Raw genomic sequence first — 25,685 nt, 5'->3', positions numbered from 1 at the left:
ATGAATATTGATCTAGTCTGAGTTATCTGTTCTCAGCCCAATACTCCATCTTATCAAAAAGTTGTATTGGGAAGAACAGGTAACTTGTTAATACTAATTAAAGAACAATTTCTAATACATATGAAGTCCACCATTAACGCTCAGGTTGGCACCTGTAATGTATTTGCTCTTCTCATTAACTAAAAACTCAACTACCCATGCAATTTCCTCAGGTTGTGCTAAGCGTTTTGCAGGAATTTGCGCAATAATTGATTCCAAAATGTCAGGGCGAATCCCCTTCATTAAACGCGTATCAACATAGCCAGGAGAAATACTATTTACGGTAATATTTTTACTCATTAACTCTTGTGCCAAACTTTTGGTAAATCCATAGATACCTGCTTTGGAGGCGGCATAGTTTGCTTGAGAAAACTGACCTTTTTGCGCATTTACCGAAGAAATATTAACGATTCTTCCTGATTCATGTTCTCTCATATTCTCTACGACCTGACGAGTTACATTAAACATCCCATCAAGATTGACCCGCAGCACTTCATCCCATTGCTGTTTTGTCATTTTAGTAAATACCGCATCACGAGTGATGCCGGCATTATTCACTAAGACATCAATATCACCGAACTCCTTCATAATGGAATGGATGGTTTTTTCACATTGATCATAATCACTTACATCCATATGCCGAAACGCTATATTTCGATAACCTGCTTCTCGCAGTTCTTCTTCCCAGGCGATACCATGCTCTTTAGAAGCAAGATCGAGGGCAAATACATGTTTAGAAGATGCATTTAATTGTTTTGCGATTGCAGTACCGATATCACCGGTACCCCCAGTAATTAATACAACGTTGTGACTGTGCATAGGACTCTCTACTGTTGGTTTACTTAAATTAAGCATAGACTTAACTCCCAAGAGTAACAACTTTGGGAGTCATTCTTTTCTAATTGAGGCGTTTCACTGCAAGATTTTGCGAAGAGAAATTACATGTACTGACCGCCATTAATGTCCAAATTTGCTCCAGTCATAAAACCACTGGCAGGAGAGGCAAAAAAAGCAACGGCGTCAGCAATTTCCTGAGGTTTGCCCAAACGTCCAACAGGAATATTAGCAATAATTGCATCAAGAACCTCTGGTTTAAGCCCAGTTAGCATTGACGTCTCTATATATCCAGGCGATATGGTATTTACGGTAACCCCTTTACTGGCTACTTCTAAAGCTAAGCTCTTAGTAAAACCAAATAATGCCGCTTTGGTCGAGGCGTAATTACATTGACCAAACTGGCCTTTACGTCCATTAATAGAAGAAATACTAATGACACGGCCATATCCCTTATCCAACATATGGGGGATCACATTACGAGTCATGTTAAAAACACTGGTTAAATTGGCATCGAGAACTTGCTGCCACTGTTCCGGGGACATTTTTCTTAAACTGCAATCTTGTGTAACGCCTGCATTATTAATCAATACATCAATGCGTCCATAACGCTCAATCATTTGCGCCGTTATTTTTTCACAATCAGCAAATTGCGCTACATCACCATAGATAATGTCGATATCAAAACCTAATTTTTTTTGTTCTTCTTGCCATTGCTTGGCTTCTTCATGCCGACCATGTTTAAAATAGCACGCAACTACTTGATAATCTGCAGCAAGACGCTGACAAATTGCAGTACCAATTCCTCCAGTACCACCCGTAACAATTGCAACACTCTTAGTCATAAATAACTCCCTGTTATTACTCCAATTAGCATATTACTACTATTATTAAAAACCGCAAAATACCTTTCTAAGGATTTTGAGTATAGAAGAAGTTTAGAGGTAAGCAAATGGATTATAAAGAATTTTGCAGCCTGGCTGCGGGCAACCAGGCTGCAGAGGAAATCAAACTAATGTGTTTGATAAACAGGAACATAACCTTTTAACTGCTGCGCAAACTGCTTGAGTACTTCAAGGCCAGACTCCTCAGCCTGACGGCACCATTGTTGCAGTGCTTCAATCAACTCCTTTTGAGTTGCGGCTGTTTTTAACCAAACATTTTGTAGCGATTGTTTGTAAGCATACACTAAACGTAATTGCTCTCGTGCTTCTAATAAAGCAGACAAACGCACTTTCGCTTTAGAGCTTAATAAAGAGTCTTCACGGCGTAATAAGCTGCCGGCACGAGCAAACATTTTTTTTGTTTCTTTACTGTCATCACTATTAATGCGCTCTTGCTTTAATATAGGACGAATCACGCCTTTGTAATAATTAGACATAACTTGGAAACGATTAGAAATAACTGCTTTTACCGTATCAATATCTACATTTAATTTACCTGCATCCATCGCTAATTTAGGCGGTAATTTTTTAACTTTTGCTAAACCAAGGAACGATAAAATACGAATATACATCCAACCAATATCAAACTCCCACCATTTCACAGAAAACTTGGCTGAGGATGCGAAAGTATGGTGGTTGTTATGCAGCTCTTCACCACCAATCCAAAATCCCCAGGGAATTATATTGGTTGCGGCATCACGACATTCGTAATTACGATAACCCCAGTAATGACCAATTCCATTAATCACGCCTGCAGCATGGAACGGAATCCACATCATTTGGAGTGCCCAAATTGTTATTCCCGGCAGACCAAAAAAGAATAAATCCATAAGAAACATTAAAGCAACGCCACTAGCAGAATAACGCGAGTAAATATTTCGTTCTATCCAATCAGTTGGCGTGCCATGGGAGTATTTAGCAACCATGTCTCGATCTTTACGCGCAGCACGGTAAAGCTCAGCCCCCTCCCAAAATACTTTTTTAATGCCCATAACTACGGGGCTATGAGGATCTCCTTCAACATCAGTCGTTGCATGATGTTTACGGTGAATAGCAACCCAATCAGCGGTAACCATTCCGGTAGTTAACCATAACCATAAACGGAAAAAATGGCTAACGATAGGATGTAACGTTAAGGCTCGGTGAGTTTGATAGCGATGTAGGTACAGTGTTACTGCGGCAATAGTAATTTGCGTCAAAACAAGGACCGCAACCACATACCCCCAAAAAGACAGGTTTAGATAACCAAAAAGCATAATCACTCCGCGTCAAATGCTAGTTTATGAAAAAAAGCCATTTCCATAGGCAAAACACATGGCTTGTGGCAGTGTTTTACATAAGATCCTTCAAGTATAGTATAAGGATAACACATTTTTACTCATTCCGTTGCAACATTTCTTGATGTAGTCGATAATTAACTTTATCTCATCATATACACTTTTTGGAAAAATGCTATGAACAATAAATTTCAAGTACCAAAGATCTTTGAGACCTTAATTCCATTTATTATTGCCGGAATTGCTATTGCTCTATTTATCGGTCTGTTGTTTATGTTTTCCTATGTTGTTATTTGGGGATTAATTATTGGTGGCGCTCTTTGGCTCATCTCTGTTGTTAAAGAATTACTTTTTCCCAGCCCTAAAAAAACTACCATTATAAAAAAAACTCAGGGCAGGATTATTGAACATGACGATAAAAAATAATGCCTGAACTACCCGAAGTTGAAACCACCAAAGAAGGTATTAAACCTCACCTCGAAGGGCAAATCATCCGGAACATCGAAGTCCGTAACCATGGTTTTCGAATTCCTGTGCCCCTCAATATTAATGAGCTATGTGCCAAAAAGAAAATTCTTGCGGTCACACGTCGAGCAAAATATATTCTGCTGCAATTAAGTGAAGGATACCTTTTAATTCATTTAGGAATGTCAGGGCACTTACGGATTGTTCCCCATAACAGTTTACCCGATAAGCATGATCATATTACTTTATATTTAGCCAACGGAAACGCATTGCGATTTTGCGATCCTCGACGCTTTGGTTTATTTATCTATATAGATGAAAGCCCGCATCAGCATAAATTACTGATGCACTTAGGCCCCGAGCCACTTTCTGAGGCCTTTGATGGTCATTATTTATATCAACGGGCTCGCAATAAAAATAAACCCATAAAATCATTGGTCATGGATAATGAAATTGTTGTGGGCGTAGGTAATATTTATGCTACAGAAAGCTTATTCTTATCGAATATTCACCCCGCCACTCCAGCCAAGAACATTAGCGAAACCTCCTATCATCTGTTGGCAAAACACATTAAATCCGTGTTACAGCAAGCCATAAAAAGTGGCGGCACTACTCTGCGTGATTTTTATGCGTTTGATGGGAAACCTGGTTATTTCAGTATTTCGCTTAAAGTTTATGGTCGTAAAAATCAACCCTGCATAGAATGTCAACATCCGATCCAAACCGTTATGATCGGAGGCCGCAGCTCTGCTTTTTGCCCCAACTGCCAAATAGTACCTCCGGAGAACAAGGTATCTGGGCAATTGTAACGACTTAAGTTATATTAGCGACTAATTTAACTTAGCATAATGATAATGAAAATAAACCAGATAAGAACAGCATGGGTCGTTGGTTCCTTGTTTTTTTATACAGCGGTAACCAGCATTCGCTGTATTTACAAATACTATTTCAGTACCATTACCCGAGCATGGACTGATAAAGCACTGCATCATTGGGTTGATCAATTACTCAATAGTGTCCAAGTAAAATATAAAGTGGTTAACCCCCATCAGGTGCAACCGGAGGCAGGAAAAGCCACCATTATTATGTGCAATCATTCCAGTGCCTATGATATCCCTCTTGGTTTTAAAGCTTTTCCTAACCACTCCATTCGAATGCTGGCAAAAAAAGAATTATCAAAAATTCCGTTAATGGGTAAAGCCATGCATGCAGCGGAGTTTCCATTTATTGATCGTAAAAATCGTTATCAGGCGATTAAAGATTTAGCTTATGCCAAAAAATTAATGGAAAGTGGTATTGTTCTTTGGGTAGCTCCTGAAGGAACTCGCTCTAAAGATGGCACATTGGCTCAATTTAAGAAAGGGGCCTTTATTACAGCCATTGAATCGCAGGCGACGATTATTCCTATTGGCATTCGCGGTGCTAATAATATCCTTCCAGCACGCACGTTTAATATCCATTTAAATCAAGAAGCAGAAATACATATAGGTAAGCCTATTGATACAACCGCATTTAACATAGAAAACAAAGCGGAATTAATTCAGCAGACTTATGATTCGATTAAGGCATTGCTTGGTGAGTAAAAAATTTAGACACAGCCTGGTTGCTCGCAACCAGGCTAGCTAATTTAAATAGCCGCCTAATACTTCACCCCATACCCACTAGCACTAGTAACTACACTGGCTGCTAAACCTATCGCTCTAGGATCAGATGCCGCAGTAAGAATATTAGTATCCTTATCCCAAGTAATTGCTTGCATATCACCATAATATTGTCCTAAAGGCTTCAAGATATACCCCATAGCCTTAAGCGCTTCTTGGGTTGCCGGTGAAAAAGTATCTGGCTCAAACTGCAATAAATCAGGAAGAAATTGATGATGAAAACGCATTGCGGAAACCATACTAATTGCCCCAAAATCATCGTGAAAGACCAATGAAGCAAGCAAAACCATTGTAGCAATGCGACTCCCTCCAGGTGTGCCTAAAATGGCAACCCGCCCTGGCAATTCAAGAAATGTTGGTGTCATGGTAGATACCGGCCGTTTGCCCGGAGCAATACTATTCTTCTCACTTCCTACGACACCAAATACGTTTAGTGCTCCTACCTTAGAGGTAAAATCATCCATTTCATCATTAAGTAGCACCCCTGTTCCTTCAGCAACTACGCTGGAACCAAAAATGAAATTGACCGTCATCGTTGCTGCGACACGATTACCCTCTGCATCAATGATAGATATATGAGTAGTATTGCTTTCTTTAGTAGAACTTTGGGCGGCTCCCTGTAATACCTTACTTGAGATTGCCTTATTCTCAGGAATTAATGCTTTTAATTGTTTCCCATTCTCAGCAGAGATTAATTTTTCTACAGGCACAGACACAAAATCGGGGTCGCCCAAAAACTCTTCACGTTGCCAATAGGCCAAACGCATAGACTCCGTCAAATAATGCACCCATTGCACCTTAGGCAAAGAAGATAACGAATAATGCGATAAAATATTTAACATTGTTAATAAAGCAATTCCACCTGCCGAAGGAGGCGGAGCCGTAATAACAAGCATATTGTGATAAGCACCGACTAGGGGCTCTCGAAGCTTTACTTGATAATTAGCCAGGTCGGATAAGGTCCATTGCCCTCCCGCGGCATTAACACCTTTTACTAGGCGCTGCGCAATTTCTCCAGTATAAAAGCCCTTCTCGCCTTGCTCAGCAATACGCTTCAACGTATTAGCTAAATCGGTTTGCACTAAACGCTCACCAATTTCATAAGGTTGTCCTTTTTTTAAAAATATTGCTGCTGTTGCAGGGTATTTTCTAAGCTGTTCAATTCGACCTTCCATGTTGAAAAAATGACTAAGTTGCTTATCAACTAAAAAACCGTCTTGAGCTAATTTAATTGCAGGGGCCAATGTTTTACTCAATGGTAAACGACCATAATGCTTTGCCAGATAAGCCAACGCAGCTGGATGCCCAGGGATTGCGGCAGCCAAACCTCCATTTAAGGATAAATCAGGAACAACCTCTCCAGCGGCATTTAAATACATGTCTTTATGAGCGGCGGACGGTGCTGTTTCACGTGCATCAATAAATACATTGGAGCGGGTACTTTCTTGATGCAATAACCAAAAACTACCACCACCTAAACTTGAGTGATAAGGTTCAACAACGGCCAATACCGCTGCTGCGGCAATCCCGGCATCAAAAGCATTTCCACCATGAGCTAAAATATCTAGCGCGGCATTAGTCGCCAAAGGATTAGCTGTAGCAACGGCATATCCAGGCGGGTGACTGTGCGTCTTTTTCGCATGGGTATTAAAACTAGGAAGTAAACAACTGACAACTAATACTGCAGACCACAGCAAATGCTTTGGCTTTTTTCTATTGTAAATCATTATTCTTTCTGTCTCTTTTGTAATTCTTTCGCCACACAGGGAGGAACAAATTGAGAAACCTCTCCATTTAAATTCGCAATTTCACGAACGAGACTGGAGGAAATAAACATAGCATGTTCTGATGGTGTTAAAAACATAGTTTCAATATTCTGATGTAACTTACGATTCATCCCCGCAAGCTGAAACTCATATTCAAAATCGGAAACAGCACGTAAACCACGCAAAATAACTGTCGCTTTTTGTTCTTGGGCGAACTCGATCAATAAATTATCAAACCCCATAACCTGCACCCCGGGAAAGTCTGCTACCGCTTCCTGTAAAAGACGTATTCGGGTTTCCAAGGAGAAAAATGGTTTTTTTACCTTATTACTGGCAACGGCAACAATAAGTTCAGGGAAAATTTTCGCGGCTCGTCCTATAATATCCACATGACCGTTAGTCACCGGATCAAAGGTGCCTGGATATATTGCTTTTGTTTTCATATGATTTAAGACTGATTGCTAAGACGACCAGTCTAGCGTATTGTTGTACAAAAAACTATAATAATCCTGGTAAAACAGTAGGATGCAATGCTTTACCAGATCACGGACCGAGGTGAGTATGGATAATTTAAAACGTTTTATTGTGCTTCCTATTTTTCTATTAACCGCCTGTGCGCCCCCAAGGCCACCGGTAATGATGCCAGAGCAGCCAAGCAAAGTAACCAAAGCACTACCTAAAGGAGCACCAGCAGAAAAAGCGCCCGCAGAAAAAGCTCCTGTAGAAAAGCAGCATGCCGCAAAAGCCGAAACCGTTTCCTCTTGGGAAATTCGTGGTGCCTTAGCAGCAAAAAATAAATCAAAAGGTTGGTCTGCAGCAATGCATTGGACACAAAACGGGCCTAACTCCTATCAAATCCGTTTGATGGGCCCTTTAGGAGCAGGAGCAGTTCTTATTAATAAAAAGGGAGGCACGATTACCTTTCAAGATGGCCCTAAGAGAATTACATCCACCAATGCCGATGAATTATTACTAAAACAAACAGGGGTAAGGCTTCCTGTAAGTAACCTCTATTATTGGGTTAGAGGTCTCCCAGCCCCTGGAAAAGTAAGTTCCGAAAAACGTGATGCAGCTAATAATCTGGTGATGTTAAGGCAAAGCGGTTATACCATTACCTTTGGCAACTATACTTCCGTAAAAGGAGTTGCTCTTCCTGGCATGGTTCGTTTAGACGGGAATGGTGTGATGGTAAAAGTTGTTATTAAAAATTGGGCTATTTAAAATAAGCTCCTCTCAAACAAACGAGACCCTTATCTCGTAATAAAAGAATTTCCTGAAGAAGATATACACAATAACATGGATCCTCTTCGGGAAATCCTTAGTTCTAGGCTTCATTGACGCGCGCATTGAATTCAAATTGAACTAATTTAACAAGCAAGAGCCTATGTAAGATATAAATAAAAAAAAATTATAAAAATTATTGCTTTCAAAGTTGACATGTTAATAAAACCACTGCAAAATACCCCCACATCGCAAGGATGGAAGCTTTTATAATTTATGGAAGTTTTTATATAGAATCTGCAATTTTTTAGGGGTGTCGCCAAGCGGTAAGGCACAGGGTTTTGATCCCTGCATACCTAGGTTCGAATCCTAGCACCCCTGCCACTTTCTTGTTGATTCACAAGTAAACAGACAGCAGAAGATAACCTGGAAGGATGCATTTCGTTGGTGCTCAAATAATAATAATATCTTTTTGGCTGTCTTCTGCTATGTGTTTAAGTTAAACGATGAACCTAGATCTAAGGCTTTTTACACATGTCCACAATGATGATATTTGCCGGTAACGCGAATCCGGAATTAGCACAAAAAATTTCTTCCCACTTACAGATCCCCATAGGCAAAGCTACGGTTGGCACGTTCAGCGATGGCGAAACCATGGTTGAGATCCTTGAGAACGTTCGCGGACGGGATGTATTTATTATTCAGTCGACTTGTGCCCCATCAAATAATAATTTGATGGAGTTGCTTGCTATGGCCGATGCTTTAAGAAGATCTTCTGCATCGCGTATTACTGCAGTAGTACCCTACTTTGGTTATGCACGACAAGATAGACGAGTACGTTCTGCACGTGTCCCTATTACGGCAAAAATTGTTGCCGATATGATGGCTTCTGTAGGTATATGTCGTGTTCTTACAGTCGACCTGCATGCGGATCAAATTCAAGGCTTTTTCTACATGCCAGTAGATAACGTCTATGCAACGCCAATGCTGCTTGAAGACATTGCCGCCCAAAATTTACAAAATGTTATGGTTGTATCACCGGATGTAGGTGGTGTGGTCAGAGCTCGCGCTGTTGCTAAGCGTATTGAACTTGCTGAATTGGCAATTATTGATAAGCGTCGTAGCGGACCTAATAAATCTGAAGTAATGCATATTATTGGTGATCCAGCCAATAAAAACTGCATTATTGTTGACGATATTGTTGATACCGCAGGAACACTCTGCTCGGCAGCTCATGAATTAAAGAAAAGCGGGGCCAAAAGTGTTAGAGCCTATATTACCCATCCCGTTTTATCAGGCCCCGCACTCAAAAACATTAAAAATTCACACATTGATGAGGTTGTAATTACCGATACGATTCCTTTATCAGAAGAAGCTCGTACTTGCGATAAAATTCGTGTTGTCAGCCTTTCTGACATGTTAGCGCAGGCTATGAAACGCGTGAATATAGAAGAATCAGTTAGTTCTATGTTTGCCGAGTAATCTCTCCTATTTCCTGGTTGCTTGCAACCAGGATCTTTATCAAACAATCTATTTTTTCCCAGGATAATAATTAATATTCTCTTAATTTAGCATTGCTACAATTGGCACAGCTAATAAAAAAGAGAGCACTATGTCCAATTATTCTAATCTATTTAGATTTTTCGACAAAATTGAAACTAAGTATAAGGATATGCTCAAATACATCCATGCAGGATTACAAAAGGAACAGTATCATATTGAGACTAGTTTTGAAGAGATTAACTTTTTGCTGCGGTTAATTGCTGCATTACACCTTAATTCTGATTATGCAACAGACCCTGCTCATGCTCAGGATGTATTACAAGAAATGTTAAACGGTGGCCATCTGAATTTAGACGATGATGGTAAATTTTATGACGAGTTAGTCACACATTTTAGCTTAAGCATTAGCAAACGAGTTTCCTCCCACCATTCAGTAACCCAGCAATATTCTCTTTCTTATCCAATTTCAAAAGAAGTTCTTTTTGGGGTAACCGAAGATGCTGAGGGTAGGAAAAGAACTTGGGTACAATTTGAAAAGCATAACACTAAAAACTTATTAAATATTATCCTACACCTTATTGATTACCTTAAGTACCGCATCACTGGGAAAAATATCGGCCCCTTCGGCTCATCTGAGCATACTGAAAGTAATCCTTTAGTAGTTTCGAAAGGGCTCTAAGTTATAAACATGGGATTCTCATGAATGCTCACGAAAAGCAATGGTGGCAATTCAACATACCTCGTGAAATTATCTGTAAGCGTTCATGAGATATGTAAATTTCGTCATTGCGAGCCATGGCGAAGCAACCCAGAACGATGCTTCGTTAAGACTCAGTACTGGGTTGCTTCACTTTGTCCGCAATGACAGCAGTTTTTTATTTAATTTTAATAGAATACATACAGCGTGAATGTGTACAATTATCTCGCTTGCAAGCAACAAGCCACTAAACTTAGCAAATGAAAAAGGGAGCCTCAGCTCCCTTTTTCATTTGCTCTTGCGCAATTAATCACGCGTACCAACATATTTGTCGTCAAAATAACGTCGTAACTTAGTTCTTAATGTTCCACGACTAATTCCCAGCATAATTGCAGCTCGTGACTGATTGTACTTACAGTGTTCCATTACTGCTCGAAATAAAGGTGTCTCAATTTCTTCAAGTACAAACTGGTATAAGTCAACAGGATCAGTTCCCTTAAGCTCTGAAAAATATTTTTGTACTGAATGTGTTACGCTCTCGGCTAGTGAAGCGGTGTTATCCACTACTTCATTACTGATTGTTGTCATTATTATTAGCTCCTCCTTTTAAAAACAGTATATTACCGAATCAAACCCTGTCAGACAAGGGTCGAATTGAAAAAACTACGTTAAATCAATATAGAATACGAATCCTTTGGCTCTTAATATCCTAAACTCATTGTAATAGATAAGGGAGCTTTAAAACGCGGGGCATCTAGTGACTCGTTTAAAAATAAAGAGGGGAAATTGAAGTGACAATTTCCCCTCTTTTGACAAAATGAATTCAAATTAAAACTTTAACATTGATTCATTAAAGGGCTTACCATTAACAATAAATTTGCCCTGTTCTAAAGTTACTTCAATGAAATAATCAGTGCCTTTTTCAACAATTAAACCAGCTTGTTTTAACGTATTTAACTGTTGTTCAACTTGCTGATCCACTGATGCAGGTTGAGCTGGCTGTGGTGTTGCCGCTTGACCTGGTTGCGTAGTAGTTGGTTGAGCGCCTAACTGTTTAGCAACTGATGGCTGAGCATTAGGTTGTTTTGCCATTTGCTGAGCTACTGCCTGCTTCATTAGCTCTCTTACTGTAGCAGCAGGAACGCTCAATTTAGCATTACCACGAATTTTTTGGATTAATTCAAATGGATTAGCATTTTCATCCTTAGGCAAGGAAAGAAGCAAAGTACCATTAATTGTCCCCTCCGGCATCTTGAAGTTGAGTTTAGAAATCTCAAGTTCAGCACCTTTGTTGAATAATTTAGGCAGTTCAGGAAGCAAGGCAATCATTGCTTGTTGACGCTGTTCTTCGGTACCATTTTGCATTGCATTGGCTTGCTGATTAATTTTTGCCAATACATCTGCATCAAGATTCCTTACAGAAATTTCAAGCTCACCTGGACCATAATTTTTCGCATTCGCTAAAATTGACTTAATCGTCATGGTAAAACTTGTATTAAATAAATGCTGCTCAATATCACTTTTTGATTTAAAGAATAAATCAGCAATTTCGAATATTTTTTGTCCTTTAACCTGAATATTAAATGCAGGCAAGTTAAAATTCGCATCACCTAAATACAAGCCAGAATTTGTTTCATGTAAGTCATAATCACTAGATACTTTACCTAAATCAACTTGAGCATCATCTTTAGTCAGACGAACACCATCGACAACTACAGTACCATCAATTTTTTTCATTCCTGGGGATATTTTTGTTGTCGCATTTAATCCCAACCAGTTAACACGACCACCCTCTTTGGAAACTAAATTAAACGTAGGAACGTGAAAATCCAATGTGCTTTGATTAAAATAATTTACAAAGATACTTAAATCTAATTGTGGTTTAGTTGATTCTGCCGTGAAATTGGCATTAAATTGATCCGCATATTGTTTCGGGAATGGAAACACTGCCTCAGCATATCCAAGTCCAAATCGTACTGAGTTATTAGCAAAAATAACGGGACCATGATGAATCGTTAAAGGCATTTCCATTGAATAATCTTGTGCAGGAACAGTTTGCGTAGTCCCATTTGTGTCTACTACGTGTTCAGGAATATGTAGCTGCCATTGGATCTGAGCTTCTGAGCTAAACCAACCTCGATTATATTGCTTGATTTCTGCTCGCAACCCATTCGATTGGTCAATTACTTCAATATTGTTTCTAATCGCTTTTTCAGTTAGAACGCCCATACCATAATATCCGCCTAAAACCAAAGCGGCCAGGATAATTATTAATCCTGCCAATTTTTTCATTGTGCTCTCCATGTTAGTAATTCGAATTACAGCCTAGAGTATAACAGTAAATAGTCTTATTGTGCGACAAACTAGTGGTTGAAAATAAAGAATAAAATAGAACCCTAAGAAGTAACGAAGCTGGGTAGTTTACAACCCGGATCTGTTCTTGATTTTTGACATTAAAGAAAGCCTGGTTTGCAAACAACCAGGCTTATGAATTGGAGATTAAGCGTGCTCCATAGGCTTACAATAGGTTTCTTTGACCAGTAGCGCTAAGATGAGCGCGATTAAAGAACATAGAGGTAATATTTTTAAACCCGCTTGAAAATCAGACAACAAGAGGGTTTCTACGTTATAGGCACGAACACCTGATACCATATCCACTAAACGTCCTACCAAGGGCTGTAAGGATGCACCGACAAAAATAGAGATCATATTTGTAAAGGCAATCGAAGTACCAATTACATTACGATGATGAATTTCTGTGGATACTGCGTAAGCAATAGCAACCCCAGTATTAGTCAAACCGAAAAGGAAAAAGATAAAATACGCGTAATTCTGGCTTAAAGAGGGGCTGTAAACATAGATAGAAGTCAAAACTATTCCGCATAAGGCAGAAATAATCATTAGCGGTTTACGGCGGCCCATTTTATCAGACAGCCAACCAGAAAGAGGACCACTAATCCCCCAGCCAATAAAAATCAGACCTGTAGCAAAAGCTGCAGCATGAGCCCCTAAGCCATGACCAAATTGCAAATAAGCAGGTCCAATTGACTCACCGATTACTGCTGTAGGTCCAAATAAAAACCCGGCATATAATGCATTAAACCAGGTTTGGCGGCAGGATAAAATAATTTTTAAGCTTTGCAAAATACTTATTCGATTAACTGAATGGGCGTCACTGCGGTGTCCCGCCGGAGTATCTTGCACGAATTGATAAAGAAGACCAGCCAGAGCAATAAATAAGAAGGCAATAATAAGCATACTGTGACGCCAACCTACGTTACTTACTAAAAAGGATACTGGAGCTTCCCCTGCTGCAGCCCCTAACATTCCCAAAGATTGAGTCAAACCAGCTAATAATCCCAACATAGTGGGTGGGAACCATGAAGTTGCTAATCGTAATGAACAAACAAAAGCAAATGCCGCGCTAAAACCAATTAGCATTCGTCCTACTGATGCCATAAGTAGTCCATCAGCTAGGCCAAAAACACAGCAACCAAAGGCAGTAACTAGAGACATTACGGTTAATAATCCACGAATACTTAGACGGTCAACAGTAAGACCCACTGGAATTTGCATGAGAATATAAGGAATATAGAACGAAGCGGTTAAAATCCCAAAGCCAGCCTCATTTATTCCAAAATCCATTTGTAGGTAGCGGTGCATAACCCCTGGAGCAACACGCGCCATGTAATCGGAAAAATAAAAAGCAGCAGCTAAACCCCAAACTAACCAAGCAACTCCTAGATAACTCTTGCGATTATAGATTTCTACTTTAGCATTATGCATTTTATTCATAAATCTCTACTCAATAAAGCCCTAATTCGCCTTGTTTTATAAGCATAAGCAAAGAATTATTGCTGGGCTAGATACTCCAAAAACAAAACTCCTATTTACCTGATTCATAGTAACTTGTTCTAAATCCATACATTCAACAATGTCGTTACTAGATTATTGAGTTGAACAAAGCCACCAATTTCTGTAGCTAAAACTACAGAGGAATCGGCATTTTTCCTCTCAGAATAACTGAAATTATCCTAGGATTATACTGCTGCTGGCATTTATTTCAACATTGTTGTGATTGGTAATTTCAGAGAAACCTTAAGCCATTCCTGAGGATAGAACAGCACGAAAGAAAGGGCATTGGCTGTAGCCTAATGGCACTTACTTAAGGGATTTTGTAGGCTGGTGCTGAGTGCAACGAAGCCCAGCGCCCAGGCTCAATGCCCCATCCATGCTGGGCTTCGCGATGCACAGCACCAGCCTACACTTCCTGCTTGGAGCTTAAGTAGTAGTACCATGGGCATCCTACAGGGGTAAAGATAAGGGACACTTGCTAATTTTTAAAAAACTTCAATACCATAGAGCGCATTCTTGCAATTTCGGAAGGATTAAACTCTTTATAAATTTCACTACCAATATTTAAACACACGGTAACCTGCTCTCCTAAACCTTTGAGCAAATCAACACCTGATAGTTTAAGTAGATCAATTTCCGTTGCAATCTCTACAGCCCAAGCATCAAGATATGTCATCTCAGTAAATACAGGAAGAAATAGCTCATTTCCCTCCTGGAGAAATAAGACTCGTGGTTCTTCCCCTTCGCTATGTTTCTCTACTGGGATAATAAAGTTGGCTTTAATAAATTCTAGGTAGGCTTTATTTGCTTCTTTTGATGTTCCAGCAGAAATAAGCGCTTCTTTTATGGCATTGTCGAGTGCATTCATCAGCGTGTTTTGATCCGGTAAAAGGCAAATTATAACCAACTCTACCGCTCATGAACAGCGCTCGCTGAGTAAGTAGCCTGACTAGGCTACCAACTCAAATAATTGATATCCAACAAATGCTGAAGCGGCTATTGCTCCACTAATTTCAATTACCAAGGATAGGAAACTATGCTTTTGGCAATATTGCTGATCATTCGCAGCCGTTTCTGGCGCTAAAGAGGTTTCTTCTTGTGAATAAGCACTGATATCGAATAAAGGCTCATCACCAGATAACGCATCCCACCATCCTTCTAACCAATGCTCAGCTTCTTTAGATCCTTTTGGAAAAGGATTATCTTCTTCAGCTGCATAAGCTAACGCACAATCATATCCTAAGGCATAGCTCTCTTCGTAGCTTGGATGATCGATGTTAAAACGTAATTTAATGTGTGGTAGTAAGGCAGTAATGTCGTTCATGATTGTACCCTCAATTTTATGTATCCTGTATGTATTTTCCCAAGCTCAACTGTGATACTCCAAGTTGTATTATAATTAAAGCTATGTGCAATTTTTTATCTCTCATGCCGATAATTTCTGCACTTAAAGCAATTTTACGACTTTAAAATACTGCTAACAGCCAAATTAGAAACCTTTACTCATTTTTGACAATTTCTTCAAAAATCATGGTCCTTATCAGTTTACGATTTCTATATATATAGATGCAATTACTGGGCCAACTTTTTATTTTAGAAAATTTATTTTTTTAACTTATTGAATAGTATGTGATTTTTCTTGTCATAGTCTAGTTGCTTACAACTAGATCCCTTTCTAGGGAGGAGTCCCCTCATGTGAAAGGAATTGGAATGGTGTAGGCTGTTGAATGCGGAAAAGCCCTGGGAGAAGTTTCTCTTCAGTAAGTATCATTGCATCAATGTGTTGCCGGCAAATTTTGCCGTTAGGGTGCCAGGCGGTGATGTAGCCAGTTGCCCTCTTGCCGGTAATAATGAATTCGATCGTGCAGGCGATTATCTCTTCCTTGCCAGAACTCAATTTCATCAGGGATAACCATATATCCGCCCCAATATTCGGGTCGAATTATGGGCTTTTGGCCATGCTGTTGGATCAAATCGTTTAGGGCTTTTTCTAACATTTCCCTGCTGGAAATTTCATGGCTTTGCGGGGATGCGATCGCACTAAATTGACTTTTTACAGGTCTGGAGGAAAAATAGGCATCAGACTGCTCTGGACTTACCTTCTGCACTTTGCCACGAATGCGAACTTGTCTTGCCATTTGTGGCCAATAAAAATTAAGGGCTGCATAAGGTGTCTTTTGCAATTGCATGGCTTTGTTGCTTTGATAATTGGTGTAAAAAATATAATTTCCACCTTCCAAACCTTTTAATAAAACAACTCGGGAATCAGGAAGGCCATTGCCATCTACAGTAGAAAGTACCACTGCGGTAGGATCATTGGTTTCATTTTTTAAAACATCAGTGAACCATAAGTGAAATTGTTCAGTCGGCTCCTGGGGAATTTCCTGATCTTCTAGCTTTAATTCGCCATAATCACGTCTTATGTCAGCAATACTTCGAAAATTAGTCATGGGGTTACATCCATTTGAATAGCGCCATTCAGCCTAAATTTAAGGATGATGGTTATAATGCAGGTTGGACCCCTGGCCCAACCTACACGTCGTGGCAGTAACGGCGGTACTACCAGCCAGTTACTTCTGCTATAGCATCGCCTAAATCAGCAGGAGAACGTACTGTTCTTACGCCAGCAGCTTCTAAAGCAGCGAATTTCTCAGCAGCAGTACCCTTACCACCAGAAATAATTGCGCCAGCATGCCCCATGCGCTTGCCCGCAGGAGCAGTAACACCGGCAATGTAAGATACAACCGGTTTACTTACATGAGATTTAATGTATTCAGCAGCTTCTTCTTCTGCAGAACCACCAATTTCACCAACCATAATAATAGCTTCAGTTTGAGGATCTTTTTCAAATAAAGCTAATGCATCAATAAAGTTAGTTCCTGGAATGGGGTCACCACCTATACCAATACAAGTACTTTGTCCAAATCCTTTATCTGTAGTTTGTTTTACGGCTTCATAAGTTAAAGTACCTGAACGCGAAACAATACCTACTTTACCTGGTAGATGAATTGAACCAGGCATAATTCCAATTTTACATTCGCCTGGAGTAATAATTCCTGGGCAGTTTGGTCCAATTAAACGAGCATCAGTATTGTTCTCTAAGTAAACTTTAACATCCAACATATCCAGAACAGGGACACCTTCAGTAATACAAACAATTAATTTAATTCCTGCATCCGCAGCTTCAATAATGGAGTCCTTGCAAAATGGTGCTGGAACGTAAATCACTGTTGCATCAGCATGAGTTGCCTCTACCGCATCACGCATAGTATTAAATACAGGTAAACCTAAATGCGTTTGCCCACCTTTACCTGGAGTTACCCCACCAACCATACGCGTTCCATACGCAATCGCTTGTTCTGAATGGTAAGTTCCTTGCTTGCCAGTAAATCCCTGACACAGTACCTTGGTTTCTTTATTAACTAATACACTCATTGTTGACCTCGAAATTTAGTTTAAGCTTGCAGATTCAAACTGCAAGCAATCGCTCTATAGCAATCAATTAATTAAGCAACGGCTGCCACAATTTTCTTCGCAGCATCAGTTAAACTGGTTGCAGCAATTACGTTTAAATCACTCTTATTTAAAATGTCAGCACCTAATTGAGCGTTATTCCCTTCTAATCGAACAACCACAGGGATCTTAACATCGACTTCTTTTACTGCCGCCAAAATACCATCAGCAATGAGGTCGCAACGAACAATACCGCCGAAAATATTCACTAAAATACCTTTAACTTTATCGTCAGATAAAATAATTTTTAGTGCTTCACTAACACGCTCTTTGGTTGCGCCACCACCTACGTCCAGGAAGTTTGCTGGCTCACCACCATGCAGCTTAATTACGTCCATAGTCGCCATGGCCAAGCCTGCGCCATTAACCATACAACCAATTGAACCATCAAGAGGAATGTAATTTAACTCCCAGTCGCTGGCACGGTTTTCACGTTCATCTTCTTGTGACGTATCGCGCATGCCTTTCAATTTTGGCTGGCGGTATAAAGCGTTGCCATCAATATTGATTTTTCCATCCAGACACAATAACTGTCCTGTTTTGGTAACAACTAAAGGATTAATTTCTAATAAACTTAAATCGCATTCAACAAACATTTTACCCAAGCCCATCATCAAATGAGTAAATTGCTTGATTTGCTCATCTTTCAGACCTAATTTAAATCCAGCTTCACGTGCTTGGAATGGCATAACGCCTACTAATGGATCCACAACCACTTTGAAGATTTTCTCAGGAGTTTCTTCAGCTACTTTTTCAATTTCGACACCGCCTTCAGTGGATGCCATAATTACTACACGACGCGTTGCTCTATCAACAACAGCACCAAGGTATAATTCACGGTCAATGTCACATGTTTCTTCAATCAATACTGCATTTACAGGTTGTCCGTGTGCATCTGTTTGATATGTTACCAGACGAGTTCCGAGTAAGGCTTTAACAGCAGCAGCTAACTCATCACGATCAGAAACTAATTTAACACCACCTGCTTTTCCGCGGCCACCCGCATGCACTTGCGCTTTAACAACCCAACGCTTTGTGGATAATTGAGAAGCAACTTGAAGCGCATCTTCAACGGTGTAAGCTACCTGGCCATTGGGTACAGGTAAGTTATAGCTAGCAAATAATTGTTTGGCTTGGTATTCATGTAAATTCATTGCAATTACCTTTATAAAAAAGCAAAACCCGCGAACACGGGCTTGCTGTTAATTGTGATTATTAAACATTAAGTAAAAGACGAGCAGGATCTTCCAATAACTCTTTAACACTCACTAAGAACTGTACGGAATCTTTTCCATCAATTAAACGATGGTCATAAGATAAAGCGACATACATCATTGGTCGAATAACAATCTCACCTTTCTCAACTACAGGTCGGTCTTCGATTTTATGCATACCAAGAATACCAGTTTGTGGAGGATTAATAATTGGCGTTGCCAATAATGAACCGAAAACTCCACCATTGGTAATAGTGAAGGTACCACCCTGCATTTCCTCCATAGACAATTTACCTTGTCTAGCGCGGCTTGCAGCATCGTTAATTGCCAGTTCAATTTCAGCCATACTCATTTGATCTGCATCACGAATCACAGGAACTACTAATCCGCGTTCGGTTGATACCGCAATACCAATGTCATAAAAGCCATGATAGACGACATCTTGACCATCAATAGACGCATTTACTGCGGGAAAACGCTTTAATGACTCAACAACTGCTTTAGTGAAGAAAGACATAAATCCAAGTTTAACGCCATGCTTCTTCTCAAAACTGTCTTTATATTGAGCACGCATATCCATTACTGCTTTTAAGTTAACTTCGTTGAACGTAGTTAACATTGCTGCATTATGTTGTGCTTCGAGTAAACGCTCAGCAATTTTTGCTCTTAAACGAGTCATCGGTACACGACGTTCTTCACGAGCGCCCATTGCAGCTACTGGGGCAGGGGCTGGCTTGCTTGCAGCTGGAGCTGCTTTACCGCGGTTGGATTCAATATAAGAAAGAACATCATCTTTTGTAATGCGACCATCTTTACCGCTACCTGGAATTTGTCCAGGTTGTAAATCATGCTCTGCCATCATACGACGTACAACGGGGCTAGTTGATTTATCTTCATGAGCGCTTACTTCTGCACTGCTTGCGGCAGGCTTTTCTTCGCTTGGCTTAGAACTAGTCTCAGCAGCCGCAGGAGCTGCAGCACCTTCGGTGATTTTTGCCAGGAGTTGACCTGAAGTTACCGTGTCACCCGTTTGGAAAAGAATTTCACTGAGCACGCCATCTGCAGGAGCTGGCACCTCAAGAACTACTTTATCTGTTTCCAGATCCAATATATTTTCATCACGAGTAACTTTATCACCTACTTTTTTATGCCAAGCAGCAACAGTTGCATCAGCAACCGACTCAGGCAGCACAGGTACTTTGACTTCGATAGACATGGTTATACCTTCTTATTTTATTAAATTCATTTAAAGAGAGCGCTGTCTGGAGCCAATACCAGACAGCAATAGCCTAAAATTTATCCCAACAACGCTTGTTCAACGAGTGCCAATTGTTGTTGTGCATGCAAGGCCGGGCTACCTACTGCTGGTGCTGCAGCAAATTCTCGTCCTGCGTATTGCAATGATTGCTCAGGGCGTAAACAATCTTTCATATTATGCTGAGAAGAGAACCACACGCCTTGGTTTTGGGGTTCTTCCTGACACCAGACCACGTCCTTAGCATTTGGATACTTATTAATCTCGGCAATAAGCGCTTTTTTAGGGAATGGATACATTTGCTCAATTCGTACAATGGCAACATGATCCAGTTTTTTATCACGACGCATTTGTAATAAGTCATAATAAACCTTTCCGCCGCAAAGCACCACTTTCGTTACTTTTTCTGCATCTAAAGCATCAATTTCCGGAATAATTGTATGGAACTTGCCTTTAAATAAATCCTCTAGAGGGGAAACAGCTAACTTATGACGTAATAAACTCTTCGGAGTCATTACAATCAATGGCTTACGGAAATCACGAATAATTTGCCTTCTTAATAAATGGAAGATTTGCGCCGGAGTTGTTGGCGTACAAACCTGTATATTATGCTGCGCGCAAAGTTGCATGAAACGCTCTAAACGAGCAGATGAATGTTCAGGTCCTTGTCCTTCATAACCATGTGGTAACAACATAACCAAACCACATAAACGACCCCATTTTTGTTCACCAGAACTAATAAACTGGTCAATAACTACTTGCGCACCGTTAGCAAAGTCACCAAACTGAGCTTCCCAAAGCACTAAATAGTTAGGCTCCGAGCAGGCATAACCGTACTCAAATGCCAATACCGCTTCTTCAGATAACACCGAGTCTATTACAGAAAAACCTCGGCCATGCCCATTAGCAATGTGTTCTAAAGGAGTAAAGGATTCACCAGTTTCCACATCATGCAATACCGCATGACGATGTGCGAAGGTTCCACGGCCACAATCCTGACCGGATAAGCGTACACCATAACCTTCATGGATTAAGCTTGCATAGGCTAAAGTCTCTGCATACCCCCAATTCATGGGCAATTCACCCGCAGTCATCTTTTCACGTTCACTTAATAAACGCTGCACTACTGGATGTAAAGAGAATCCTTTTGGCAAATCATGTAGCTGCTTTGTAAGTTTTTGCAAGTCGCCTTTAGTAATGGTGGTATCTGCTTTATCCGTCCACTTCCCATTAATGAAGGGACTCCAGTCCATCGCATATTTACCCTCATAATCACCATGAACTAAGTTAACTACAGGCTTGCCCTGATCTAAACCATCACGATAAGCATCCACGAGTTGTTCGGCATCTTTAGCAGTTAATAAACCTTGCTGAATTAATTTTTCTGCATAAAGCTCGCGCAGTGGGCGCATGGATTTAATTTTCTTGTACATTGCAGGTTGTGTTACCGCTGGTTCATCGGCCTCATTGTGACCATGACGGCGATAACAAACAAGATCAATAACCACATCGCGATTAAATTTCATACGAAAATCAAAAGCAATTTGAGTTGCAAAGACTACAGCCTCAGGATCATCCCCATTCACATGAATAACTGGTGCCTGCACCATTTTCGCAACATCAGTACAATAAAGAGTAGAGCGCGCATCCAAAGGATTGCTGGTAGTAAAACCAATCTGGTTGTTAATAACGATATGGACTGTACCGCCTGTTGAATAGCCACGGGCCTGAGAAAAGTTAAAGGTTTCCATCACCACGCCTTGGCCAGCAAAAGCAGCATCTCCATGAATCACAACAGGTACAACCGAGTCTTTCTTCTCTAGATCATTGCGTCGATTCAAACGCGCACGCACAGAACCTTCAACTACTGGGCCGATAATTTCTAAATGAGATGGATTAAAAGCTAAAGCTAAATGTAACACAGAGCCTGAAGCTGTTTTAATATCAGAAGAATAACCAAGATGATATTTCACATCACCAGTACGCTCGTATTTGATTTTACCTTCAAACTCTTGGAAAAGCACGCTAGGTTCTTTACCTAAAACGTTAACTAGTACGTTTAAACGCCCACGATGCGCCATACCAATGATTAATTCTTTTACATTATCCTTGCCTGCGCAATTAATAATTTCTTTCATCATTGGAATTAAGGAGTCACCGCCTTCCAATGAAAAGCGCTTTTGTCCCACATAGCGAGTACCTAAATAACGCTCTAAACCGTCAGCAGCAATTAAGTCTTTTAAAATTTCCATTTTTTTTGCAGCATCGAAAGTAGCTCGTCCACGTACAGACTCCATTTTTTCCTGTAACCATGAGGTTTCTGCTGTATCGGAAATATGCATGTATTCAATGCCTATGCTGCCACAATAAGTTTCGCGTAAGGCTTCATAGATTTCATTTAAAGGCATTTCTGGCCCATTAAATGAAGTACCGGCAAAAAACTTGCGGTTTTTATCAACATTGGTCAAATTATGATAATTCAAATCTAAATTAGGAACTTTCGGACGCTCGGTCATTTCTAAAGGATCGAGGTTTGCCGCAAGATGTCCTAGGGAGCGGAAATCATTAATTAAACTCGCCACTTCATACTGATGGCTATCTCCCGATTGAACGACATGAGCAGCCTTCTTGTCTGCATTCTGCAAAAAATATTCGCGAACATCACGATGAGATAGCTCTTGATTAGAGCCATTAACCTTAGGTAAGGCGCTAAATACTGCTCGCCAATCGGCAGAAACCGAGTTAGGGTCAGCAAGATAATCTTCATAAAGACTATCAACGTAAGCCATACTTCCACCAGACAAGTAGGAAGAAGCCCATTCATTTTGCAGATTGGAACTGCTCATTATCGTTCTCCAAAGGGTGTAACTAAAGGTTTATGTAACGACTCAACCCCTTCATTGCCGAAGGGGTTAACTGAATCATTACTGCGATTAGGTTTCCTGCCTCAACATTTGCGTGCGAATTTCTGCAATCGCTTTAGTTGGGTTGAGTCCCTTCGGGCAAACATTCGTACAATTCATAATGGTACGGCAACGAAACACGCTGAATGGATCTTGTAGTTTATCCAAACGATGTTCAGTTGCAGTATCGCGACTGTCTGCTAAAAAACGGCGTGCCTGTAATAATCCTGCAGGGCCTACAAATTTCTCTGGATTCCACCAGAAAGAAGGACATGAACTGGTGCAGCATGCACACAAAATACATTCATATAATCCATCAAGTTGTGCTCGCTCTTCTGGCGATTGCAAACGCTCGCGCGCAGGAGCCACCTGGTCATTTTGTAAATAAGGTTCAATACGCTCATATTGTTTATAAAACTGAGACATATCAACTGCCAAATCGCGAATCACTGGGAAACCAGGTAAAGGGCGGATAATAATTTTATCTGTATTTAACTGAGAAATATGGGTAATACAGGCCAGACCATTTGTTCCGTTAATGTTCATGCCATCAGAACCACATACCCCTTCACGGCAAGAACGTCGGTAAGTGATGGAAGGATCTTGCTCGTCTTTCAAACGCTCAAGCAAAGTTAATAACATAGGATCGCTTTTAGCCGGTATCGTCAACTGATAATCTTGCATATAAGGCTTAGCATCCACCTCAGGATTATAGCGATAAATTGATAAAGTCAAATTTCTATTATCTGACATTCTGGTATATCCTCTTTAGTAAACGCGTTCTTTCGGCTCAAAAGGCGCAATATGTTTAGGTGATGCATTAACCGGACGAAAATCGATTACTTCACCTTCCTCAAAGTACAGTATGTGTTTAATCCAATTGGCGTCATCACGCTTTGGAAAATCTTCACGGCTGTGAGCTCCACGACTTTCAGTTCGCACAATTGCTGCATGTGCTGTCGCATAAGCAGTAGCCATTAGGTTATCTAACTCTAAAGCACTAACACGTTCGGTATTAAAGACCTGGCTTTTATCGTCCAGCTTCGCATTCTTCAAACGCTCACGTAATGCTTGCAAACGTTTCAGACCAGATTCCATAACCTCACCAGTACGAAATACACCAAAATCTTCTTGCATTACACGTTGCATTTCAGCGCGAATAACAGCAATACTTTCGCCATCCTTCGAATTATTCCAACGGTTATAGCGAACCAATGATGCGGCAATATCTTCATCACTAATATACGCCATATCAGGTAATTGGTTCGATTGCCACAATTCTTCAACATGGATTCCAGCGGCACGACCAAACACCACTAAGTCTAATAAAGAGTTCCCACCTAAACGGTTGGCTCCATGTACGGAAACGCAAGCACATTCACCTACTGCATATAAACCTTCGACAATATGCTCTTCGCCATTAGTTTTAGTAATAACTTGTCCATGCATGTTGGTAGGTATACCGCCCATGCTGTAATGGCATGTTGGCACTACTGGGATAGGCTCCACAATGGGATCAACCCCCGCAAATTTCATCGACAATTCGCGAATTCCAGGTAAGCGCGACATAATTAAATCTGCACCTAAATGATCCAACTTCAACTTCACGTAATCAACGCCGCCTGGATCAAAACCTTTACCTGCACGCATTTCTAACGCCATAGAACGAGCAACCACATCACGTGATGCCAAGTCTTTAGCACGTGGCGCATAACGTTCCATAAAACGCTCGCCATCTTTGTTAATGAGGTATCCACCTTCTCCACGGCAGCCTTCAGTAACTAACGTTCCAGCACCGGCGATTCCTGTAGGATGGAACTGCCACATTTCCATATCTTGCAATGGAATACCGGCTCTTAATGCCATACCAAAGCCATCGCCTGTATTAATAAAGGCATTTGTTGTTGATTGATAGATACGACCCGCGCCACCCGTAGCTAAAATACATACGCGTGATTGGAAAAATACCACTTCACCAGTCTCAATGCTCATTGCCGTAACCCCAGAGATCCGGCCTTCTGCATTTTTAACAAAATCTAGAGCATACCATTCACTAAAGACATGAGTTTTTGCTTTTACATTTTGTTGATATAAGGTATGCAGCAAAGCATGTCCAGTACGGTCTGCTGCAGCACAAGTACGTGCGGCCTGTTCACCGCCAAAATTCTTGGACTGTCCACCAAACTGACGTTGGTAAATTCGACCATTGTCCATGCGCGAAAATGGTAAGCCCATATGTTCTAATTCATAAACCGCTTCTGGACCTGTTTTACATAAATATTCAATACTGTCTTGGTCACCAATGTAATCAGCCCCTTTTACAGTATCATACATATGCCAACGCCAATCGTCCTCATGCGAGTTTCCTAAAGCACAAGTAATACCGCCTTGAGCTGAAACTGTATGTGAACGCGTTGGAAATACTTTAGATAAAAGTGCAACTTTTAAACCAGAATTTGCCATCTGTAGTGCAGCGCGCATTCCAGCACCGCCAGCACCAATAATTACTGCATCAAATGTATTCCGTGCAATAGCCAT

General features: G+C 40.5%; 23 protein-coding genes and 1 tRNA gene. 7 read left to right on the top strand and 17 right to left on the bottom strand.

From position 1 onward, the window contains the following. Window positions 1–111: 111 nt before the first annotated feature. The 3 genes from phbB (BN3124_RS02995) to BN3124_RS02985 all read right to left on the bottom strand — a co-directional run bounded on the left by phbB (BN3124_RS02995) (window position 112) and on the right by BN3124_RS02985 (window position 3,073). Window positions 112–858, bottom strand: a complete 747-nt coding sequence (gene phbB / locus BN3124_RS02995; RefSeq protein WP_058533652.1) for an acetoacetyl-CoA reductase — start codon at window positions 856–858, stop codon at window positions 112–114. 119 nt (window positions 859–977) lie between these two features. Next, window positions 978–1,718, bottom strand: a complete 741-nt coding sequence (phbB, locus tag BN3124_RS02990; protein ID WP_058533389.1) for an acetoacetyl-CoA reductase — start codon at window positions 1,716–1,718, stop codon at window positions 978–980. A 167-nt stretch (window positions 1,719–1,885) separates the two neighbouring features. After that, complete coding sequence (locus BN3124_RS02985) at window positions 1,886–3,073, bottom strand: DesA family fatty acid desaturase (RefSeq protein ID WP_058533388.1); 1,188 nt, start codon at window positions 3,071–3,073, stop codon at window positions 1,886–1,888. Between the two features lie 198 nt (window positions 3,074–3,271). On the opposite strand from BN3124_RS02985, the gene BN3124_RS02980 reads away from it, so the two are divergent. From BN3124_RS02980 to BN3124_RS02970, 3 genes are read left to right on the top strand one after another with little or no spacing between them, the layout of a single operon-like run. After that, window positions 3,272–3,520 carry a hypothetical protein gene (locus BN3124_RS02980; RefSeq protein WP_058533387.1) on the top strand — a complete coding sequence of 83 codons (249 nt, stop codon included), beginning with the start codon at window positions 3,272–3,274 and terminating at the stop codon, window positions 3,518–3,520. Next, window positions 3,520–4,368: a bifunctional DNA-formamidopyrimidine glycosylase/DNA-(apurinic or apyrimidinic site) lyase gene (gene mutM / locus BN3124_RS02975; protein WP_058533386.1), complete on the top strand. Its 849-nt coding sequence runs from the start codon at window positions 3,520–3,522 to the stop codon at window positions 4,366–4,368. The genes BN3124_RS02980 and mutM overlap by 1 nt, the downstream gene beginning before the upstream one ends. 45 nt (window positions 4,369–4,413) lie before the next feature. Further along, window positions 4,414–5,142 (top strand): lysophospholipid acyltransferase family protein, encoded by a 729-nt coding sequence (locus BN3124_RS02970; protein ID WP_058533385.1) that lies wholly within the window; start codon window positions 4,414–4,416, stop codon window positions 5,140–5,142. 56 nt (window positions 5,143–5,198) lie between these two features. Here BN3124_RS02970 and ggt read toward each other — a convergent pair whose 3' ends face one another. Next, entirely contained in the window at window positions 5,199–6,947 is a 1,749-nt protein-coding gene (gene ggt / locus BN3124_RS02965; protein WP_078061458.1) for a gamma-glutamyltransferase, read from the bottom strand. Continuing rightward, complete coding sequence (gene coaD / locus BN3124_RS02960; RefSeq protein WP_058533384.1) at window positions 6,947–7,429, bottom strand: pantetheine-phosphate adenylyltransferase; 483 nt, start codon at window positions 7,427–7,429, stop codon at window positions 6,947–6,949. Before coaD ends, ggt begins: the two co-directional genes overlap by 1 nt. Window positions 7,430–7,547: 118 nt before the next feature. Between coaD and lolB the strand changes: the two genes are divergently transcribed. The 4 genes from lolB to BN3124_RS02940 all read left to right on the top strand — a co-directional run bounded on the left by lolB (window position 7,548) and on the right by BN3124_RS02940 (window position 10,389). Then, a complete protein-coding gene (lolB, locus tag BN3124_RS02955; RefSeq protein ID WP_058533383.1) occupies window positions 7,548–8,207 on the top strand; it encodes a lipoprotein insertase outer membrane protein LolB in 660 nt (219 codons plus the stop codon). A gap of 309 nt (window positions 8,208–8,516) precedes the next feature. Then, a tRNA-Gln gene (locus BN3124_RS02950) sits at window positions 8,517–8,591 on the top strand. Window positions 8,592–8,741: 150 nt separating this feature from the next. Continuing rightward, the gene (locus BN3124_RS02945) at window positions 8,742–9,689 is read left to right on the top strand and encodes a ribose-phosphate pyrophosphokinase (RefSeq protein ID WP_058533382.1); all 948 of its coding nucleotides are present in this window, start codon (window positions 8,742–8,744) and stop codon (window positions 9,687–9,689) included. Window positions 9,690–9,819: 130 nt separating this feature from the next. Further along, window positions 9,820–10,389 carry a hypothetical protein gene (locus BN3124_RS02940; RefSeq protein ID WP_058533381.1) on the top strand — a complete coding sequence of 190 codons (570 nt, stop codon included), beginning with the start codon at window positions 9,820–9,822 and terminating at the stop codon, window positions 10,387–10,389. A 324-nt stretch (window positions 10,390–10,713) separates the two neighbouring features. Here BN3124_RS02940 and BN3124_RS02935 read toward each other — a convergent pair whose 3' ends face one another. From BN3124_RS02935 to sdhA, 12 genes are all read right to left on the bottom strand, one after another. Continuing rightward, window positions 10,714–10,995, bottom strand: coding sequence for a helix-turn-helix domain-containing protein (locus BN3124_RS02935; RefSeq protein ID WP_058476721.1), 282 nt, complete (start codon window positions 10,993–10,995; stop codon window positions 10,714–10,716). 240 nt (window positions 10,996–11,235) lie between these two features. Then, entirely contained in the window at window positions 11,236–12,699 is a 1,464-nt protein-coding gene (locus BN3124_RS02930) for a YdgA family protein (protein WP_058533380.1), read from the bottom strand. Between the two features lie 207 nt (window positions 12,700–12,906). Continuing rightward, entirely contained in the window at window positions 12,907–14,202 is a 1,296-nt protein-coding gene (locus BN3124_RS02925; RefSeq protein ID WP_058533379.1) for an MFS transporter, read from the bottom strand. 538 nt (window positions 14,203–14,740) lie between these two features. Beyond that, window positions 14,741–15,130 carry an SseB family protein gene (locus tag BN3124_RS02920; protein ID WP_058533378.1) on the bottom strand — a complete coding sequence of 130 codons (390 nt, stop codon included), beginning with the start codon at window positions 15,128–15,130 and terminating at the stop codon, window positions 14,741–14,743. 81 nt (window positions 15,131–15,211) lie between these two features. Beyond that, window positions 15,212–15,586: a hypothetical protein gene (locus tag BN3124_RS02915; RefSeq protein WP_058533377.1), complete on the bottom strand. Its 375-nt coding sequence runs from the start codon at window positions 15,584–15,586 to the stop codon at window positions 15,212–15,214. Window positions 15,587–16,064: 478 nt separating this feature from the next. Beyond that, on the bottom strand, window positions 16,065–16,712 hold the full coding sequence (gene pdxH, locus BN3124_RS02910) for a pyridoxamine 5'-phosphate oxidase (protein ID WP_058533376.1): 648 nt from the start codon (window positions 16,710–16,712) through the stop codon (window positions 16,065–16,067). Between the two features lie 109 nt (window positions 16,713–16,821). After that, on the bottom strand, window positions 16,822–17,697 hold the full coding sequence (gene sucD, locus BN3124_RS02905; RefSeq protein WP_058533375.1) for a succinate--CoA ligase subunit alpha: 876 nt from the start codon (window positions 17,695–17,697) through the stop codon (window positions 16,822–16,824). Between the two features lie 71 nt (window positions 17,698–17,768). Next, on the bottom strand, window positions 17,769–18,929 hold the full coding sequence (gene sucC, locus BN3124_RS02900; protein WP_058533374.1) for an ADP-forming succinate--CoA ligase subunit beta: 1,161 nt from the start codon (window positions 18,927–18,929) through the stop codon (window positions 17,769–17,771). 61 nt (window positions 18,930–18,990) lie between these two features. Then, the gene (gene odhB, locus BN3124_RS02895) at window positions 18,991–20,205 is read right to left on the bottom strand and encodes a 2-oxoglutarate dehydrogenase complex dihydrolipoyllysine-residue succinyltransferase (RefSeq protein ID WP_058533373.1); all 1,215 of its coding nucleotides are present in this window, start codon (window positions 20,203–20,205) and stop codon (window positions 18,991–18,993) included. A gap of 80 nt (window positions 20,206–20,285) precedes the next feature. After that, window positions 20,286–23,090: a 2-oxoglutarate dehydrogenase E1 component gene (locus BN3124_RS02890; protein ID WP_058533372.1), complete on the bottom strand. Its 2,805-nt coding sequence runs from the start codon at window positions 23,088–23,090 to the stop codon at window positions 20,286–20,288. A gap of 87 nt (window positions 23,091–23,177) precedes the next feature. After that, on the bottom strand, window positions 23,178–23,900 hold the full coding sequence (locus tag BN3124_RS02885) for a succinate dehydrogenase iron-sulfur subunit (RefSeq protein ID WP_058533371.1): 723 nt from the start codon (window positions 23,898–23,900) through the stop codon (window positions 23,178–23,180). Window positions 23,901–23,915: 15 nt separating this feature from the next. Then, a complete protein-coding gene (sdhA, locus tag BN3124_RS02880; RefSeq protein WP_058533370.1) occupies window positions 23,916–25,685 on the bottom strand; it encodes a succinate dehydrogenase flavoprotein subunit in 1,770 nt (589 codons plus the stop codon).

The sequence above is a fragment of the Legionella saoudiensis genome (assembly GCF_001465875.1).
Taxonomy (GTDB): Bacteria; Pseudomonadota; Gammaproteobacteria; order Legionellales; family Legionellaceae; genus Legionella; species Legionella saoudiensis.
This window is presented reverse-complemented; position numbering and strand designations above follow the sequence as displayed.